Annotated in this window: 15 protein-coding genes; 12 read left to right on the top strand and 3 right to left on the bottom strand. The window is 69.8% G+C overall.

Annotation, left to right across the window (positions count from 1 at the left end; all coding sequences use genetic code 11):
* Nucleotides 1-62: 62 nt before the first annotated feature.
* The 12 genes from ACFYP5_RS17770 (at nt 63) to ACFYP5_RS17715 (ending at nt 11,696) form a co-directional block, all read left to right on the top strand.
* Nucleotides 63-1,343 carry a GAF domain-containing protein gene (locus ACFYP5_RS17770; RefSeq protein ID WP_389036485.1) on the top strand — a complete coding sequence of 427 codons (1,281 nt, stop codon included), beginning with the start codon at nt 63-65 and terminating at the stop codon, nt 1,341-1,343.
* A 133-nt stretch (nt 1,344-1,476) separates the two neighbouring features.
* A complete protein-coding gene (locus ACFYP5_RS17765; protein WP_389036482.1) occupies nt 1,477-2,067 on the top strand; it encodes a GNAT family N-acetyltransferase in 591 nt (196 codons plus the stop codon).
* Nucleotides 2,068-2,417: 350 nt separating this feature from the next.
* Nucleotides 2,418-4,115 carry a nitrite/sulfite reductase gene (locus tag ACFYP5_RS17760; RefSeq protein ID WP_389036480.1) on the top strand — a complete coding sequence of 566 codons (1,698 nt, stop codon included), beginning with the start codon at nt 2,418-2,420 and terminating at the stop codon, nt 4,113-4,115.
* A complete protein-coding gene (locus ACFYP5_RS17755) occupies nt 4,112-4,291 on the top strand; it encodes a hypothetical protein (RefSeq protein WP_030917138.1) in 180 nt (59 codons plus the stop codon). The genes ACFYP5_RS17760 and ACFYP5_RS17755 overlap by 4 nt, the downstream gene beginning before the upstream one ends.
* The gene (locus ACFYP5_RS17750; RefSeq protein ID WP_389036477.1) at nt 4,288-4,989 is read left to right on the top strand and encodes a phosphoadenylyl-sulfate reductase; all 702 of its coding nucleotides are present in this window, start codon (nt 4,288-4,290) and stop codon (nt 4,987-4,989) included. Before ACFYP5_RS17755 ends, ACFYP5_RS17750 begins: the two co-directional genes overlap by 4 nt.
* A 23-nt stretch (nt 4,990-5,012) precedes the next feature.
* On the top strand, nt 5,013-5,558 hold the full coding sequence (gene cysC, locus ACFYP5_RS17745; protein WP_030917145.1) for an adenylyl-sulfate kinase: 546 nt from the start codon (nt 5,013-5,015) through the stop codon (nt 5,556-5,558).
* Complete coding sequence (cysD, locus tag ACFYP5_RS17740) at nt 5,555-6,490, top strand: sulfate adenylyltransferase subunit CysD (protein ID WP_389036474.1); 936 nt, start codon at nt 5,555-5,557, stop codon at nt 6,488-6,490. Before cysC ends, cysD begins: the two co-directional genes overlap by 4 nt.
* A gap of 1 nt (nt 6,491) precedes the next feature.
* Nucleotides 6,492-7,835, top strand: a complete 1,344-nt coding sequence (locus ACFYP5_RS17735) for a sulfate adenylyltransferase subunit 1 (protein WP_389036470.1) — start codon at nt 6,492-6,494, stop codon at nt 7,833-7,835.
* Between the two features lie 250 nt (nt 7,836-8,085).
* Nucleotides 8,086-9,198 (top strand): ABC transporter substrate-binding protein, encoded by a 1,113-nt coding sequence (locus ACFYP5_RS17730; RefSeq protein ID WP_389036467.1) that lies wholly within the window; start codon nt 8,086-8,088, stop codon nt 9,196-9,198.
* A gap of 38 nt (nt 9,199-9,236) precedes the next feature.
* Complete coding sequence (locus ACFYP5_RS17725) at nt 9,237-10,028, top strand: ABC transporter ATP-binding protein (protein WP_389036464.1); 792 nt, start codon at nt 9,237-9,239, stop codon at nt 10,026-10,028.
* Complete coding sequence (locus ACFYP5_RS17720) at nt 10,015-10,923, top strand: ABC transporter permease (RefSeq protein ID WP_389036461.1); 909 nt, start codon at nt 10,015-10,017, stop codon at nt 10,921-10,923. The genes ACFYP5_RS17725 and ACFYP5_RS17720 overlap by 14 nt, the downstream gene beginning before the upstream one ends.
* Before the next feature lie 8 nt (nt 10,924-10,931).
* Nucleotides 10,932-11,696 carry a sirohydrochlorin chelatase gene (locus ACFYP5_RS17715; protein WP_389036458.1) on the top strand — a complete coding sequence of 255 codons (765 nt, stop codon included), beginning with the start codon at nt 10,932-10,934 and terminating at the stop codon, nt 11,694-11,696.
* 69 nt (nt 11,697-11,765) lie between these two features.
* Here the strand turns inward: ACFYP5_RS17715 and ACFYP5_RS17710 are convergent, their stop codons facing one another.
* From ACFYP5_RS17710 to ACFYP5_RS17700, 3 genes are all read right to left on the bottom strand, one after another.
* Nucleotides 11,766-14,387, bottom strand: a complete 2,622-nt coding sequence (locus tag ACFYP5_RS17710; RefSeq protein WP_389036456.1) for a right-handed parallel beta-helix repeat-containing protein — start codon at nt 14,385-14,387, stop codon at nt 11,766-11,768.
* A 158-nt stretch (nt 14,388-14,545) separates the two neighbouring features.
* Nucleotides 14,546-15,178 (bottom strand): DsbA family protein, encoded by a 633-nt coding sequence (locus tag ACFYP5_RS17705; RefSeq protein ID WP_389036453.1) that lies wholly within the window; start codon nt 15,176-15,178, stop codon nt 14,546-14,548.
* 68 nt (nt 15,179-15,246) lie between these two features.
* Nucleotides 15,247-15,831: a TIGR03086 family metal-binding protein gene (locus ACFYP5_RS17700; RefSeq protein ID WP_389036450.1), complete on the bottom strand. Its 585-nt coding sequence runs from the start codon at nt 15,829-15,831 to the stop codon at nt 15,247-15,249.
* Between the last annotated feature and the right edge of the window lie 16 nt (nt 15,832-15,847).

Raw genomic sequence — 15,847 nt, 5'->3', positions numbered from 1 at the left:
CCCAGAACGACAGGATGGAAGCGACGGGCCGTGGACGGCTCCGGCAGCTGGGGGGATCGACGGTGGAGACAAGTCCGGTCGAGGTGACACGCCTGGCCGCCCTGGGTTCGGACCGGGCCACGCGCTTACTCCACAAGGCCCGGGAGGCGAGGCTCGCCGGCGACCGCCCGCCCGTCGCACCACGGGCCGAGATCGGTGCCTCCTGGGATCGGGTGCTGCGCAGCGGCATCGACCCCGAGCAGTCCACCCAGAGTGTGCTGCTGGAGACGGACGAGATCGAGCACCGTCGCCGCAGTTCCGTGCTGGGTGAGGTGATGCCGCTGCTCAGCGACGGTCTGGTCTCCATCGCCGACAGCGCGCAGCAGATCATGGTCGTCACCGATACCGAGGGCCGGGTGCTGTGGCGGCAGGGCAACCCGGGGGTGCTGCGCCGGGCCGACGGCATCTGTCTGGAGGAGGGTGCGTCCTGGGCCGAGACGATCACGGGCACGAACGCGATCGGGACGGCGCTCGCCTCGCGCGCCCCGGTCCAGGTCCACTCCTCGGAGCACTTCGTCCGCAGTCTGCACTCCTGGACGTGTGCGGCGACCCCGGTCCGTGATCCGCGCGACGGCCGGCTGATCGGCATCGTCGACATCAGCGGCCCCGCGACCACGTTCCATCCGATGACGCTGGCACTGGTCGGTTCGGTGGCCCGGCTCGCCGAGAACGAGATCCGGACCCGGCATCTGGTGTCGGTCGACCGGCTGCGTTCGGTGGCGGCCCCGCTCCTCGCCCGGCTGGGCGGCCGGGCCCTGGCGGTGGACCCGCACGGCTGGCTGGCCGCCGTCACCGGGATGCCGCCGGTCGACCGGCTCCCGCTGCCGAAGTCACTGCAGTCCGGCCGGGTGTGGCTGCCGTCGCTCGGTATGTGCCGGGTGGAGCCGCTGCCGGGCGGTTGGCTGGTGCAGGTGACGGACGAGCCGTCGGATGCGCCGCCGCGCCGGGTGGTCCTCGATCTGAGCCGGCCACCCGGTCTCACGGTCACGGTGACGGGCCCGGTCGGCTCGTCGACCCAGCGGCTCTCGCCACGCCATGCCGAGCTGCTGTACGCGCTGGCGCTGCACCCCGAGGGGCGTACGGCGTCGGAGCTGGGGGAGGACATCTTCGGCGATGCGACCCGGACGGTTACGGTGCGGGCGGAGATCTCACGGCTGCGACGCCATCTGGCGGAGGTGCTGGCGCACCGGCCGTACCGCTTCGGTGAGGGGGTCGCTGTGGAGGTGATCCATCCGGAACACCCGGGCGATCTGCTGCCGCGGTCGATGGCGCCGGTGGTGGTCAGGGCCCGTACGACAGCGTGACGGAAGCCGGGTCGGCGCCGGAACCGGGCAGCCGGGCCCGGGCCGGGACGTCGGCCGGGCCGTGACCGGCGTCGCATTCCAGGCAGCGGGACAGGCTTTGGCCAGAGCTGTACAGCATGATTCCCTGGCATGCATGAGCAACCCTGAGCCCGCACCTGCCGCCGCCGAGGTGACCATCTGGTCCCTGGAACAGACCTCCCCCGACGACCTGCGGCCCGCCGCGGTCCCCGAGGGCGACGTCCGGATCGTACGGTCGGCGGTGCCGCTGCCGGAGTTCAGCCGCTTCCTGTACACGGCGGTCGGCGGCGACATCCGGTGGACCGACCGGCTCTCGATGACGTACGCCGAGTGGCAGGAGGCCCTGGACCGGCCCGGGGCGGAGACCTGGGTGGCGTACGAGAACGGGACCCCGGCCGGCTACATCGAGCTGGACCCGCAGGACGACGGCGTGGTCGAGATCATGTACTTCGGTCTGATCCCGGCCTTCCGGGGGCGTCGGATCGGCGGGCACCTTCTCACGTACGGGGCCGCGCGCGCCTGGGACCTGGCGGAGCGCTGGCCCGAGCGGCCGCCGACGAAGCGGGTATGGCTGCACACCTGCTCCGAGGACGGCCCGCACGCCATGGACAACTATCTGCGCCGCGGGTTCAGGCTCTTCGACACCAAGGTCGAGCTGGAGGCGGACGTGGCGACGCCCGGGCCGTGGCCCGGCGCCGCCCGCTAGAGCAGTACGTTTCGACCATTACCTCCATTACGGACGCCGCAATGCGGGCGGGGGAGGTGACGGCCGCCACATCGTCTCACTTTTCGGGACAGTCTCGTCCACATCATGGATAGCGGTGGACTGTCCCGAGAGGCGCGTGACACGCTTCCGTCATGTCTGGAACTGGAATTGCCTTGGTGAGTCGACGCCACGTCGACTTCGGCCGCATGTCCAGCGCCATCTGTCCGGCGGGCTGAGAGTCCCAGCACCGCCGCGATCCCCTTTTCTCTGCAACACCTGCGCACCGCCGCGCCTCAGCGCGAGTGTGCAGTTCAGAGCCGCCCTCCTGCAGTCCCGAAGGACGTACTGTCATGGCCGCTACCCCGGAACAGCCTGCGACCACCACGCCCCGCCGCAAGGCCGGACGCCACCGTGGCGAAGGCCAGTGGGCCGTGGGGCACCACACTCCGCTCAACGGCAATGAGCAGTTCAAGAAGGACGACGACGGTCTCAACGTGCGGACACGCATTGAGACGATCTACTCCAAGCGGGGTTTCGACTCGATCGACCCGAACGACCTGCGTGGACGCATGCGTTGGTGGGGTCTGTACACCCAGCGCAAGCCCGGGATCGACGGCGGAAAGACCGCGGTCCTGGAGCCGGAGGAGCTGGACGACAAGTACTTCATGCTGCGGGTGCGGATCGACGGCGGCCGGCTCACCACCGCGCAGCTGCGGGTCATCGGCGAGATCTCGCAGGAGTACGCGCGCGGCACCGCGGACATCACCGACCGGCAGAACATCCAGCTGCACTGGATCCGCATCGAGGACGTCCCGGCGATCTGGGAGAAGCTGGAGGCCGTCGGGCTCTCCACCACCGAGGCGTGCGGCGACTGCCCCCGCGTGATCATCGGCTCCCCTGTGGCGGGCATCGCGGCCGATGAGATCATCGATGGCACGCCCGCCGTCGACGAGATCCACGACCGCTACATCGGCAGCAAGGAATTCTCCAACCTGCCGCGCAAGTTCAAGACCGCGATCTCCGGTTCGCCGGTGCAGGACGTGGTGCACGAGATCAACGACATCGCGTTCGTCGGCGTGGTCCACCCCGAGCACGGCCCGGGCTTCGACGTCTGGGTCGGTGGCGGGCTCTCCACCAACCCGCGGCTCGCGGAGCGGCTGGGCGCATGGGTGCCGCTCGACGAGGTGCCGGACGTCTGGGCCGGAGTCGTCGGCATCTTCCGTGACTACGGCTACCGCCGGCTGCGCACCCGCGCACGGCTGAAGTTCCTGATGGCCGACTGGGGCCCGGTGAAGTTCCGCCAGGTGCTGGAGGACGAGTACCTGAAGCGCCCGCTGCTCGACGGCCCCGCCCCCGAGCAGCCGAGCAACCGCTGGCGCGACCACGTGGGTGTCCACGAGCAGCAGGACGGCCGTTTCTACGTCGGGTTCGCGCCCCGGGTCGGCCGCGTGGACGGCACCACGCTGGCCAAGATCGCCGACCTGGCGGCTGCACACGGCTCGGACCGGCTGCGCACCACCGTCGAGCAGAAGATGCTCATCCTCGATGTGGAGCCGGACCAGGTGGACTCCCTGGTCGCCGGTCTCGAGGCGCTCGACTTCCAGGTGAAGCCCTCGCCGTTCCGGCGCGGCACGATGGCCTGCACCGGCATCGAGTTCTGCAAGCTGGCCATCGTCGAGACGAAGGCACGCGGTGCGTCGCTGATCGACGAACTGGAGCGCCGCCTGCCGGACTTCGACGAACCGCTGACCATCAACCTCAACGGTTGCCCCAACGCCTGCGCCCGCATCCAGACCGCGGACATCGGCCTCAAGGGCCAGCTCGTCCTGGACGCCGAAGGCAACCAGGTCGAGGGCTTCCAGGTGCACCTGGGCGGCGCGCTGGGTCTGGAGGCCGGCTTCGGGCGCAAGGTCCGTGGACTGAAGGTCACTTCGGCCGAGCTGCCGGACTATGTCGAGCGGGTGCTCGGCCGGTTCCAGAAGGAGCGCGAGGACGGCGAGCGGTTCGCGACGTGGGCGGCGCGGGCCAGTGCGGAGTCGCTGTCATGAGTGGTCGCGCCGCGCCGTTCTACTGTCCGTACTGCGGGGACGAGGACCTGCGCCCGCACGAGACCGGGCACGGTGCCTGGGAATGTGCTTCCTGCAACCGCGCGTTCCAGCTCAAGTTCCTGGGCCTGCTGACCCGGGGACTGCAGCGCAACGACGTCGAAGGGGACGGGATATGACGGACACTCTGACGACCGATGACCTCAGGAGCCTGGCCGAGCGCGCGGGCCGGGAGCTGGAGGACGCCTCCCCGCTGGAGATCCTGAAGTGGGCCGCCGAGACCTTCGGCAAGCGGTTCTGCGTCACCTCCTCGATGGAGGACGCGGTCGTGGCCCACCTCGCCTCCCGCGCCTTCCCGGGCGTCGATGTGGTCTTCCTCGACACCGGGTACCACTTCGAGGAGACGATCGGGACCCGCGACGCGGTGGATGCCGTGATGGACGTCAACGTCATCACGCTGACCCCGCGTCAGAGCGTCGCCGAGCAGGACGCCGAGTACGGACCGAAGCTGCACGACCGCGACCCGGACCTGTGCTGCAAGCTGCGGAAGGTCAAGCCCCTCGAGGAGGGCCTGACTTCGTACGCGGCCTGGGCGACCGGGCTGCGTCGGGACGAGTCCCCGACCCGGGCCAACACCCCGGTGGTCGGCTGGGACGAGAAGCGGCAGAAGGTCAAGATCTCGCCGATCGCCCGCTGGACGCAGGACGACGTGGACGCGTACGTCGCGGAGCACGGGGTCCTCACCAACCCGCTGCTGATGGACGGGTACGCCTCCGTGGGCTGCGCCCCCTGCACCCGCCGGGTGCTGGAGGGCGAGGACGCGCGCGCCGGCCGCTGGGCCGGACGAGGCAAGACCGAGTGCGGGCTGCACGACTGATGACGACTGATCAGGAGACTTCGATGAGCGTGACGGAGACGGGAGCCACCATCTGGCTGACCGGTCTGCCGAGCGCGGGCAAGACCACCATCGCGTACGAACTGGCAGGCCGGCTGCGTGGCGAGGGCCACCGGGTGGAGGTACTCGACGGCGACGAGATCCGGGAGTTCCTCTCCGCGGGGCTCGGCTTCTCCCGCGAGGACCGGCACACCAACGTCCAGCGGATCGGCTTCGTCGCCGAACTCCTGGCCGCCAACGGCGTGAAGGTGCTGGTTCCGGTCATCGCCCCGTACGCGGACAGCCGTGACGCCGTACGCAAGCGCCATCAGGCGGAGGGCACCGCGTATCTGGAGGTGCACGTCGCGACTCCGGTCGAGGTGTGCTCCGTCCGCGATGTGAAGGGCCTCTACGCCAAGCAGGCCGCGGGCGAGATCAGCGGACTCACCGGGGTCGACGACCCCTATGAGGCGCCCGAGTCCCCGGACCTGCGGATCGAGTCGCACCAGCAGACCGTGCAGGAGTCCGCGGCGGAGCTGTATGCGCTGCTGAGCGAGAGGGGTGCAGCGTGACGACCGTCGCGACTGTGTCGGAAGGCACCGACAATCCGTACGCACTCAGCCATCTGGACTCCCTGGAGTCCGAGGCGGTGCACATCTTCCGTGAGGTGGCGGGGGAGTTCGAGCGGCCGGTGATCCTGTTCTCCGGCGGCAAGGACTCCATCCTGATGCTGCATCTGGCGCTCAAGGCGTTCGCGCCCGCGCCGGTGCCGTTCGCACTGCTGCATGTCGACACGGGGCACAACTTCCCCGAGGTCCTGCAGTACCGCGACCGCACGGTCGCCGAGCACGGGCTGCGGCTGCATGTGGCCTCCGTGCAGGAGTACATCGACGCCGGCAAGCTCCGCGAGCGCCCCGACGGCACACGCAACCCGCTGCAGACCGTGCCGCTGACCGAGGCGATCCAGCAGCACCGCTTCGACGCCGTGTTCGGCGGCGGCCGCCGCGACGAGGAGAAGGCGCGCGCCAAGGAGCGGGTCTTCTCGCTGCGCGACGAGTTCTCCCAGTGGGACCCGCGCCGCCAGCGCCCCGAGCTGTGGCAGCTGTACAACGGCCGGCACGCCCCCGGCGAGCACGTCCGGGTCTTCCCGATCTCCAACTGGACCGAGCTCGACGTCTGGCAGTACATCGAACGCGAGGGCATCGAACTCCCTGAGATCTACTTCGCCCATGAGCGGGAGGTCTTCAACCGCTCCGGGATGTGGCTGACCGCCGGTGACTGGGGCGGCCCCAAGGAGGGCGAGCGGGTCGAGACCCGGCAGGTGCGCTACCGCACCGTCGGCGACATGTCCTGCACCGGCGCCGTCGACTCCGACGCCACGACGCTCGACGCCGTGATCACCGAGATCGCCGCCTCCCGGCTCACCGAGCGGGGCGCGACACGCGCCGACGACAAGATGTCCGAGGCCGCGATGGAAGACCGCAAGCGCGAGGGGTACTTCTAAGATGACCACAGTCACCCGGCACGCAGAGCAGTTGTCGACCACGACCCTGCTGCGGTTCGCCACCGCGGGGTCCGTCGACGACGGCAAGTCCACCCTCGTCGGACGCCTGCTGCACGACTCCAAGTCGGTCCTCACCGACCAGCTGGAGGCCGTCGAGCACGCCTCGCGCAACCGGGGCCAGGAGGCGCCGGACCTGGCTCTCCTGACCGACGGGCTGCGGGCCGAGCGCGAGCAGGGCATCACTATCGATGTCGCCTACCGCTACTTCGCCACGCCGCGCCGCCGGTTCATCCTGGCCGACACCCCGGGGCATGTGCAGTACACCCGGAACATGGTGACGGGCGCCTCGACCGCCGAGCTCGCCGTCGTCCTGGTCGACGCCCGTAACGGTGTCGTCGAGCAGACCCGCCGGCACGCCGCCGTCGCGGCGCTGCTGCGGGTGCCGCACGTGGTCCTCGCCGTCAACAAGATGGATCTGGTCGACTACGCGGAGCCCGTATTCGCCGCCATCGCCGAGGAGTTCACCGCGTACGCGGCCTCGCTCGGGGTCCCGGAGATCACCGCGATCCCGATCTCCGCGCTGGCCGGCGACAACGTCGTGGAGCCGTCCGCGCACATGGACTGGTACGGCGGCCCGACAGTCCTGGAGCACCTGGAGACGGTGCCGGTCAGCCACGACCTCACCGCCTGCCACGCACGATTCCCCGTCCAGTTCGTGATCCGGCCGCAGACCGCCGAGCACCCCGACTACCGGGGCTACGCGGGCCAGATCGCCGCCGGCGCGTTCCGCGTGGGCGAGGCCGTCACCGTCCTTCCGTCCGGCCGTACGTCGACGATCGCCGGGATCGACGCGCTCGGCGAGAGCGTCGACATCGCCTGGGCGCCCCAGTCGGTGACCATCCGGCTGGCCGACGACATCGACGTCTCGCGCGGTGACCTGATCGCACCGGCCGACGACGCACCGGCGGTCACCCAGGACGTCGAGGCGACCGTCTGCCACGTCGCGGACCAGCCGCTCGCCGTCGGCCAGCGGGTGCTGCTCAAGCACACCACCCGCACGGTCAAGGCGATCGTGAAGGACATCCCGTCCCGGCTGACGCTGGACGACCTCTCGCAGCACCCGGCGCCCGGCCGGCTCGTCGCCAACGACATCGGCCGGGTCGTCGTCCGTACCGCCGAACCGCTCGCGCTCGACTCCTACGCGGACTCGCGCCGCACCGGTTCGTTCCTGCTGATCGACCCGGCGGACGGCACCACGCTCACGGCCGGCATGGCGGGCGAGGCGTTCGCCGCCGGGGCCACGGGCGGGGAAGCCGCTACCGACGACGCCGAATGGGACTTCTGATGAGTATCGACGTCTTCGCGACGTTCGCGAAGGAGGGTGGTCGCGTCGGCAGCGGCACCCTCGGCAGCGGCCAGGGCGGGGTTGCGCGATGTGCGCGATGACGTACGCGCACTGCCTGCGCGCCCGCTTGCACCAACCGCACCGCCTGTACCGCCAGTTCAGACGAAGACATGCCGACTTCCCGGCCGCGCCCCCGTAACCGAAACCGACGAGGGACGCGAGTACCGGGCCAACGAGAGGAAAGCCTCCCGTGCCTGCCACCCGTATCACCCTGCGCCGCAGCCTCGCCGCTGCCGCCGCTCTGCCGCTGCTCGCCGTGGCGCTCACCGCCTGCGGCTACGGCTCCGAGGCGAAGGACGACACCAAGAAGGCGAACGTCTCCTCCGGCGGCAAGAAGCTCTCGGCGGACACCGTGAAGATCGGCTACTTCCCGAACCTCACGCACGCCACCGCCCTGGTCGGCATCCAGGAAGGCCTGATCGCCAAGGAGCTCGGCGGCACGACGGTCAAGCCGTCGACGTTCAACGCCGGGCCGTCCGAGATCGAGGCACTCAACGCGGGGTCGATCGACATCGGCTTCATCGGCCCCTCCCCCTCCATCAACGGATTCGCCAAGTCCAAGGGCAAGAGCCTGCGGATCATCGGCGGTTCGGCGTCCGGCGGTGTGAAGCTGGTCGTCGACCCCAAGAAGATCAAGACCCTGGACGACCTCAGGGGCAAGAAGATCGCCACCCCCCAGCTCGGCAACACCCAGGACGTGGCGTTCCTCAACTGGATCTCCGAGAAGGGCTGGAAGGTCGACGCCCAGAGCGGCAAGGGCGACGTCTCCGTGATCCGTACGGACAACAAGGTGACCCCGGACGCCTACAAGGCCGGTTCCATCGACGGTGCCTGGGTCCCGGAGCCGACCGCGTCCAAGCTGGTCGCGCAGGGCGCCAAGGTGCTCCTCGACGAGTCGACGCTCTGGCCGGACAAGAAGTTCGTGATCACGAACATCATCGTGTCGCAGAAGTTCCTGAGCGAGCACCCGGACGTCGTCGAGGCGGTGCTGCGCGGTTCCGTCAACACCAACGCGTGGATCAACGCGAACCCGGACAAGGCGAAGGCCTCCGCCAACGCCGCGCTCAAGGAGCTGTCCGGCAAGGCGCTGCCGCCCGAGGTCATCGACCCGGCGTGGAAGTCGGTCCAGTTCACCGATGACCCGCTGGCCGCAACCCTCGACACGGAGGCCAAGCACGCGGTGCAGGCCGGTCTGCTGGAGCAGACGGACCTGAGCGGCATCTACGACCTGAAGCCGTTGAACAAGATCCTCAAGGCCGCGGGCAAGCCCGAGGTCGCCGACGCCGGTCTCGGCGTCAAGTAACCCCCGACCGATCCAGGATCTCCCAGGAGGTGACGACCATGGCGACGACCACTCTCACCAAGGCCGAGGACCGTGTGTCGGCCGGGCACGCCGCCCGTATCGCGCACGTCTCGAAGTCCTTCGGCGGACCGGAGGGCACGCAGCTCGTCCTGGACGACATCACGCTCGATGTCGCTCCCGGCGAATTCGTCACCCTCCTGGGAGCTTCCGGGTGCGGCAAATCGACGCTGCTCAACCTGGTGGCCGGACTCGACCGTCCGACCGCGGGGTCCATCGAGACCCCCGGCGGTCGGCCGGCCCTGATGTTCCAGGAGCACGCCCTCTTCCCGTGGCTGACCGCGGGCAAGAACATCGAACTCGCGCTGCGGCTGCGTGGCGTACCCAAGTCCGACCGCCGTGCGGAGGCGGAGCGGCTGCTCGAACTCGTACGGCTCGGCGGGGCGTACGGAAAGCGGGTGCACGAACTCTCGGGCGGCATGCGCCAGCGGGTGGCGATGGCCCGCGCGCTCGCCCAGGACAGTCAACTGCTGCTGATGGACGAGCCGTTCGCCGCACTCGACGCCATCACACGGGATGTGCTGCACGACGAGCTGACCCGGATCTGGCGCGAGACGAACGTCTCGGTCCTCTTCGTCACGCACAACGTGCGGGAGGCGGTCCGGCTCGCCGAGCGGGTCGTCCTGCTGTCGTCGCGGCCCGGCCGGATCGCCCGTGAGTGGACGGTCGACATCGATCAGCCGCGCCGCATCGAGGACTCCGCGGTGGCGGAGCTGTCCGTCGAGATCACGGAACAACTGCGTGGGGAGATCCGCCGACATGGCCAGCACTGACACCACCGCCACCGAGGCCGCCGCCGTCAAGGACGCCGCCCAGGACCTGGCCGGCCTCGAAGCGGGCCTGGACGCACTCGACGCGGTGCGGGTGAGCCGCACCCCGGTACGCCAGGTGCTGGTGCGGAAGGTCCTGCCGCCGGTCGCGGCCATCGCGCTCGTCCTGGTCGTCTGGCAGATCCTGATCTGGGCGAAGGTCACCGACGACTACAAGCTTCCATCGCCGTCCCAGGTCTGGGACGAGGTGAGCAACGCCTGGGCGCAGGGCACCCTGCTCGGCTACATCTGGACGAGCATCTCGCGCGGCTTGTTCGGCTTCCTGCTGGCGCTCGTCATCGGCACCCCGCTCGGGCTGCTGGTGGCGCGCGTGAAGGTGGTGCGTGCGGCGATCGGACCGGTGCTCTCGGGTCTCCAGTCGCTGCCGTCGGTGGCCTGGGTGCCGCCCGCGGTCCTCTGGCTGGGGCTCAACGACAAGATGATGTACGCGGTGATCCTGCTGGGCGCCGTCCCGTCGATCGCCAACGGTCTCGTCGCCGGTGTCGACCAGATCCCGCCGCTTCATCTGCGGGCGGGGCAGACGCTGGGCGCCACCGGGCTGCGCGGTACCTGGCACATCGTGCTGCCCGCCTCGCTGCCGGGCTATCTGGCGGGGCTGAAGCAGGGCTGGGCGTTCTCCTGGCGCTCGTTGATGGCCGCCGAGATCATCGCCTCGTCGCCCGATCTGGGCGTGGGCCTGGGGCAGTTGCTGGAGCAGGGCCGGGAGACCAGCAGCATGTCGATGGTGTTCCTCGCCATCTTCCTGATCCTGATCGTCGGCATCGCCATCGACCTGCTGATCTTCAGCCCGCTGGAGCGGTGGGTGCTGCGCAGCCGCGGCCTCCTCGTCAAGAACTGAGTACTGTCATGGCTTCCCCCGTTCTCCTTGTCATCGCCCACGGCAGCCGCGATCCGCGGCACGCGGCGACCGTGCACGCGCTCACCGCGCGGGTCCGGTCGCTGCGGCCGGGGCTTCGGGTGGAGACCGGCTTCCTGGACTTCAACGCCCCGTCGGTGCCGCAGGTCCTTCAGCGGCTGGCCACGAACGGGGCGAGGGACGTCATCGCGCTGCCCCTGCTCCTCACCCGGGCCTTCCACGCCAAGTCCGACATCCCGACCGTGCTGCACAAGGCCCGGGCCGGACTGCCGCGGATGCACATCCGACAGGCCGAAGTACTCGGCCCGTCACCGCTGCTGAACTCCGCTCTGGAACAGCGGCTCCACGAAGCCGGGATCCGTCCCGGCGACAAAAGCTCGACCGGGCTCGTCCTGGCCTCGGCGGGCTCCACAGACCCGGAGGCGATCGCAGTGATCGCTGAAATCGCGCGGGAGCTGCGGCACACCGGTTGGTGTTCCGTGCGGCCTGCGTTCGCCTCCGCGGCATCTCCCACGGGGTTCCCCCGTACCGAGGACGCGGTACGGGCCCTGCGGGCCGAGGGCGTGCGCCGGGTGGCGGTGGCGCCGTACGTCATCGCACCCGGCCGCCTCCCGGACCGTATCGCTGCGGGTGCCCGGGAGGCGGGGGCGGACGTGCTGGCCGATGTGCTCGGCCCTTCGCCGGAGGTGGCACGACTGCTGCTGCGGCGCTACGACCAGGCGCGCGTGCCGCGCGTGGCGGCGCTCACCGCCTGACCGGGCCCTCGCCGCCGACCCGCTGCGGCCGGGCGCTGCGCCGGCCGCGCGGCACCCGGCCGATTCGGTCTACCCGGCCTTGGTCGTCGCCTTGACCGTGACCGCCGGCCCGGCGCCCGCCGCGGTGACCGCGGCGACCGTGACCGTGTACGCGGTGCTGGGGGTCAGGCCGCCGACCACCCGGAACATGCCCTTCGCCGAGGGCTGGCCGACCAGGGCGTCCCGCCCGGTGACCTCGACGGTCCGGCCGTCGGAGAGTGTCAGCCGGTATCCGATCACCTTGGCGTCACCCATGTTCTTGGGCGGCGTCCAGGCGACAGTCGCGGCGGTGGCCGCGGTATGCAGCTTCGGCGCGGAGGGTGCGTCGGACAGCACCGTGGCCGCGGTCGGCCGGAGCGCGGCAGAGGGGAGGGACGCGGCACTGGAGCCCTGCGCATTGGCGGCGGTGACGGTGACCGTGAAGGGGCCGTCGTCCTCGGGGAGCCCGCCGATCCGGATGTAGGCCAGCCGCTTGTAGTCGGCGGCCGAGGCGGTCGCAGACGCCGCCTCCGTCCCGTCCGGCCGCAGGGCGTGCGCGGTGTAGCCGAGAACCGGTGAACCGCCCTCCACGAAGCTGGGATTGAAGGTGGCGTACAGGGCGTCCGCCCCCGCCGTGCTGGTGCCGACCCGGGAAGGCGCCTCGGGTACGGAGAGCGCCCCGGTGCCGCGTTCGAGAATCCCCTCGTACGCGGGTTCCAGTCCGGCGTTCTCGATGATCGCTGCGGGAACGTCGGCGGGGGACGTCATGATGTGGTTTCCGGTGGTGACCAGCCCCTTGTTGTCGCCGTCGCTCGTTCCCTCCTCCCACCAGTTGTCCTTGACGAGCGTCGGGTCGTTGTTGCCGAGCGTGTCTCGGTAGTCGGTGTGGCGGCTGGCGACGTTGGCGTACGAAGCTCCGTACAGCACATTGCCCTGGACGGTCTCGTAGGTGCAGCCGTTGTCGGTGTAGACGCTCTTGCCCAGGCCCCACTGGTCGTGGATGACATTGCCGGTGACCTTCTCACCGTCGGCGAGCGATGTGCCGGTCATGCCCTGGGTGTAGATGCCACCACCGTCGTCGAACATCTGCATGTAGTCGAAGATGAGGTTGTCGCTCACGGCGTTGTCATGGCTGGGGTTGGGCGTAGCGGGCGAGCCGATCTTGTCGGGCCAGCCTCCCCAGCCCATGGATATCGCGCTGTAGCCGAGATGGTCGAGCTGGTTGTGCGCGATGGTGTTGTTCTGGGTGTAGCCGTTGAGGATGCCGACCGCCCCGTGGTACTCACGAGGCAGTCCGTAGAGGTGGTTGTTGGTCACCTCCACTCCGCCGGCGGGGGTTCCGCCGTCCACACCGCCGATCTCCAGGCCGTTGCCCGAGATGTCGGTGAAGATGCTGCCGCTGACCCGGGTGTCGGCCGTGCCCGTACCGAGTTCGAGGCCGGCGGCGCCGAGATGGGTGAAGACACTGTCGCTGAATTCGATGCGGCGGCCGTACGTGAAGGAGACATTGCCCGGCATCTTGGTCCAGGAGGCGAACGGGCAGGTGCCGCCTTCGACGAACCCGCACAGTCCTTGAGTGGCCCAGCCGGTGGGCCCGGTGATGGTGTAACCGGCCTGGATCTCGGAGAAGCCCTCGGGCCGTGAGGGGGTCAGCCAGGTCGCGTAGCTGAACTGCAGCCCGCGGAAGGCGACATCGTGGACGGGTGCCTCAGCGGTGCCACGGCCGTCGACGAGCTTCTCGGCCGAGGCCGCCTCGACGTCCGCACGGTGCAGGTCCTCGCCTTTGCGCGGCAGGTAGTAGACGGTGCGGGCCGAGCGGTCGAGGTACCACTCGCCAGGCTGGTCCAGGAGCTCGTAGGCGTTCTCGATGTACGAAGCCTTGCCGTCGTTGGTGAGATGGCCGGGGCCGACCATGGAGACGGAGCGGCCCGGGATGTCGGGGAACTCCACACGCTTGTTGGAGTTCTCCCAGCACGGCTGGACCATGGTGAGGGTGGTGCCCTCGGCCTCGGCGATCCGGCAGCGCGGTTCGGTCCACTGTCCGAGGCCGTTGCGTTCGACGTTCCAGAGTTCCTCGCCGCTGGAGTAGACGAATTCGGCGTCGGAGGGGTGGCGCCAGTGCGCGAGGGTGTCCGCCGTCGTGGTGTATCCGGTGGGCGTGACCGTCAGCCCGACGGGCACCTCGCCGCGTGCGCGCTGGGCGCGCACTCCGTCGACGTACAACTGCCGGGTGTCGGTGAGTCCTTGGGGCGCGGGCGCGGAGTAGAGCCCGGGACGTCCATGCACCGGCCGCCAGCCCTCGACCCTGCGGCCGCCGCTGATGACCGTGGACCCGGTCCCCTGCCAGATGATCCGGTGGCCGTCGCGGCCCGAGTCCCGGGCATCGAGGACGAGCGGCTTGTCTGTCCGGTACGTCCCGGAGGCGAGGTGGACGGTGAGGTCGCCCTCCGCATGCGCGGCCCTGGCACGCGCCAGATCGCGCGCCCGCTGGAGGGACTTGACGGGGTGGCGGGCGACGCCCTGCGCGTGGTCGTCACCCATCGGGGACACATACACATCTGCGGAGTGCGCGTCGGCCGAGCCGGTTCCGGCCGCGGTCGAACTGCCGGGGACGCCGAGCGCCAGGGCCGCGGCGAGAGCCGCGACCAGCGCGGCTCTTCGGGGTGCGAGCATCTTCCCTCCTTTGGAAATCAGTCTCGTCAGGCCACGAGAAAGGTAGGAGGGTTTACATGCAACGGTCAACGAAACTTGCAGGATTGCCGCCCTGGAGCCCTCATTTCATAGGAGTCATCGGATCAATCACGGCGAGCACCCGAAAGAGCGAGCGACTGTCAGCTGAAGTCGAGGCTGCCCGTGCGAGTGCGCTTGAGCTCGAAGAAGTCCGGATAGCCGGCCATCACCCGGAGGCTGTCGAACAGCCTCGCCGCCTCCTCGTCGCGCGGGACGGAGTTGAGGACGGGGCCGAACCAGACGCCGCCGTCGACATGGATGGTGGGGGTGCCGACATAGGCGTCGGCCTCCGGGTCCTTGCCCGCGTCGTGGCTGCGGCGCAGCGCCTCGTCGTACGCCGTGGAGTGCGCGGCCCCGGCAAGCCCGGCGGGCAGGCCCACTTCGGCGAGCGCCTGGGCGATCACCTCGTCGAAGTCCGCGTTCTTCTGTACGTGGATACGGGTTCCGAAGGCGGTGTAGAGCTCCCGGAGCACACCGTTTCCGTGGTCGGCGGCCGCGGCGACCGCGACCCGCACCGGGCCGATCGACTTGTCGACCAGTTCCCGGTACCAGTCGGGGAGTTCATTGCCGACGTTGTGCAGGAAGAGGCTCATGACGTGGAAACGGAGCTCGATGTCGCGCCGCTGCTCCACCTCCAGCATCCAGCGGGAGGTGATCCAGGCGAACGGGCAGGCCGGGTCGAAGTAGAAGTCGACGGCGGTCCGGCCCGTAGCCGGGGTGGGGTGAGTGGTCATACGCCGAGCCTATCCAGACATTGGCGTATGACTCTGAGCCATTCACCACTCAATCGACTGGGCCACTTTCAGGCGGCGGTCCAGTGCGGGTCGCGTCCGCTGTGGGCCAGCGCCCGTTCGAACACCGACGCCGAACCCGACACCGGGACCTCGTCGGCGAAACCGCCGTACTGCCGGTAGAGCGCCGCGGAACCGTCGACGACATCGAGGACGAAGGCTGCGGCCGCGTCGGAGAGCCGGAACTCCTGCCCGGTCGCCCGAGCCACGTCCCAGCCGTGCAGGGCCGTCTCCTCGATGAGCATGGCGGCGATCTCGGACGCCGGGGACGTCGAACCCCCGAGCTCGATCTCCCCCTCCCAGACAGCCGGGTCGGACCAGGCCACGACGGCGCGGTCCAGCTGCGCCGCGTACTTCTCCGCCCAGTCGGCATCCGCGGTGAAGTCACGGGTGGTGAGCTCGTCGGTAAGATCCTTGCGCAGGGCCCGGTGCTCCAGGCCGTACGAGGTGTAGAGCACCCAGTGGTTGATCAGCCCGCGCACGTCCCAGTCGCCGCAGGGCGTGGCGGAGGAGTCCAGCTGTTCGGCTTCGACGGAGCGGGCGATACGTGCCGCCTCGACGGCACATTCGCTCAGGTGAGCGTGTTCGTTCTTCATGCACAGCACGCTAGAG

It is taken from the genome of Streptomyces sp. NPDC005262 (assembly GCF_042872425.1).
Classification (GTDB): Bacteria; Actinomycetota; Actinomycetes; order Streptomycetales; family Streptomycetaceae; genus Streptomyces.
Note: the sequence above shows the minus strand (reverse complement) of the source record. Positions and strands in the feature narration are given on the sequence as shown.